At 53.7% G+C, this 2,809-nt stretch carries 2 protein-coding genes; both read right to left on the reverse strand.

All coding sequences use genetic code 11. From position 1 onward, the window contains the following. Positions 1-503: 503 nt before the first annotated feature. A complete protein-coding gene (gene betA / locus QZF50_RS23365) occupies positions 504-2,174 on the reverse strand; it encodes a choline dehydrogenase (protein WP_061892109.1) in 1,671 nt (556 codons plus the stop codon). Positions 2,175-2,187: 13 nt separating this feature from the next. After that, on the reverse strand, positions 2,188-2,809 hold a 622-nt coding region (locus QZF50_RS23370; RefSeq protein ID WP_290389031.1), incomplete at its 5' end, for an aldehyde dehydrogenase family protein.

Below are 2,809 nucleotides of genomic sequence, written 5' to 3' on the forward strand. Positions count from 1 at the left end.
TTTTTATTTTTCGCATAAACTTATTAACAACTTTTTATTATCAATTGAAAATTAATGTAAAATAAAATGTTAGCGAAGCGATAATCTTGTGCTAAAAAATATTTAAGCATGATGATTAATTAAAGAAGAGTAAAAATAAATCACTGCCAATAAATTATACGAATCGTGTTTAAAGCTCCACGTTGTTTTGGTCTGACTTATTTTTGTCCTCGTTTCAAGAACCCTTTTCGTATATGCTAACCGTGAGCGGGAGTGAACAAGTCACCATAGCCAGGAACACTAGCGGCGTAATTCTTAAGCTGAGTGGCATTTCACCTGCGGTTTATCAGTGCATTCATAGCACCTTCATCAGCCAGATTGAACGAGTCCGCTTAGAATTTGCTGGCGAGGTTGTCACTATGAAGCATGAGAGTTACCCCTATGTTTTATATAACGATTCTGTCCCCATACCTGGAACGGTAACTCTCAATCAGATCGGTTCTTGAGTCAGTTCAAATCACGACTCATTTTTTCGCTCTCACCGGCATCCCATTTGCCACAAAATATCCCGCCGTGCTCCTCGGCAGCGCTTCCTGTCCACGAATCATATCCGCTATTTTCTCGCCAATCATAATTGTCGTGGCGTTCAAATTCCCGGTGATAATCTGCGGCATAATCGACGCATCCACCACACGCAGGCCTTCTAACCCGTGTACGCGGCCTTCGCCGTCAACCACGGACATCTCGTCGTAACCCATTTTGCAGGTACCGCACGGATGGAAGGCGGTTTCGGCGTGGTTACGCACGAACTCATCGAGCTGTTCATCCGTCTGACATTCCGTGCCGGGGCTGATTTCGCGGCCACGATACTGATCCAGCGCGGGTTGATGCATGATCTTGCGGGTGATGCGAATTGCGTCGCGGAACTCCTGCCAGTCCTGCTCGTGCGACATGTAGTTAAACAGAATCGCCGGATGCTGGTGCGGGTCGCGGGATTTAATCCGCACATGCCCACGGCTTGGCGAGCGCATTGAGCCGACGTGGCACTGGAAACCGTGCTCTTTCACTGCATTCGAGCCGTTATAGTTAATCGCTACTGGCAGGAAATGGTACTGAATATTCGGCCACGCAAATTCCTCACGGCTGCGAATAAATCCACCTGCTTCAAAGTGGTTGCTGGCACCAACGCCAGTGCCGCCAAACAGCCACTCCGCACCGATTTTCGGTTGGTTCCACCACTGCAGGGCAGGGTAGAGGGAAACCGGTTCTTTGCACTCATATTGCAGATACATCTCCAGATGATCCTGAAGATTTTCGCCGACGCCGGGTAATTCATGCACCAGCGGAATATCAAACTCCGCCAGCAGTTCAGCGTTGCCGACGCCGGAGCGTTGCAGGATCTGCGGTGAGGCAATCGCGCCTGCACATAACAGCACTTCTTTGTTGGCCGTTGCGCGGGTTGGGATGGTGCTGTCGCCTTCCAGCCATTCGACGCCCACCGCGCGTTTGCCGTCAAAAATGATGTGATCGGTCATAGCGTGAGTACGAATGGTCAGGTTAGGGCGCGATTTGGCCTGATCGAGATAACCGCGCGCGGTACTGGCGCGACGGCCCTGCGGCGTGACGGTGCGATCCATCGGGCCAAAACCTTCCTGCTGATAGCCGTTGAGATCGTCCGTGCGCGGGTAGCCTGCCTGCACGCCCGCTTCAATCATCGCTTCAAACAGCGGATTGACGCCGGGTTTGGAGGTGGTGACGCTCACCGGGCCATCGCCACCGTGGTAGTCGTTCTCGCCCACATCGCGAGTCTCGGCCTTGCGGTAGTAGGGCAGGCAGTCGAGATAACTCCAGTTCTCCAGACCGGGTTCTTGCGCCCAGTTATCGAGATCCAGCGCATTGCCACGGATGTAGCACATGCCGTTGATCAGCGACGATCCACCCAGGCCTTTACCGCGTCCGCACTCCATGCGGCGGTTATTCATAAACGGTTCAGGCTCTGTTTCATAGGCCCAGTTGTAGCGTTTGCCCTGTAGTGGGAACGCCAGCGCTGCGGGCATCTGGGTGCGGAAGTCAAAGCGATAGTCCGGGCCGCCCGCTTCAAGCAGCAGCACGGAGGTATTCGGATCTTCAGTCAGACGGGTAGCGAGAACGTTGCCGGCTGAGCCGGCACCAATAATGATGTAGTCAAATTGCAAATAAACCTCCTGGTTAGAATATGGACTGGAATTTAGCCATCTCAACCTGGATGGACTTCACCTGGGTGTAACTCTGGAGCGTCATCACGCCGTTCTCGCGACCAATGCCGGAGTGTTTGTAGCCGCCAACGGGCATCTCTGCCGGGGATTCGCCCCAGGTGTTGATCCAGCAAATACCCGCTTCCAGCTGATGAATGACGCGATGCGCGCGGTTCAGGTCCGCCGTCACGATGCCCGCCGCCAGGCCGTAGTCGGTATCATTGGCGCGGCGAATCACTTCGTCCTCAGATTCATAAGTGAGAAGCGACATCACTGGCCCGAAGATCTCTTCACGCACGATGGTCATATCGTCGCTGCAATCGGTGAACACTGTCGGTGCAACCCATGCGCCGTTATCGAAGCCATCGCCTTTCAGTACATCGCCGCCGCACAGTACGCGCGCGCCTTCCTCTTTGCCTTTGGCGATATAGCGCAGCACGTTATCGCGATGCGGGAAGCTGACCAGCGGGCCGAAGTTAGTTTGCGGATCGAAAACGTCGCCCGCGCGAATGCGCTCAACGCGCGCCAGAATTTTCTGCTCAAATGCGGCTTTGCATTTCGCCGGAACGAAGACGCGGGTGCCATTGGTACACACC

Origin of the sequence: uncultured Escherichia sp. (assembly GCF_948475835.1) — a bacterium.
Classification (GTDB): Bacteria; Pseudomonadota; Gammaproteobacteria; order Enterobacterales; family Enterobacteriaceae; genus ECMA0423.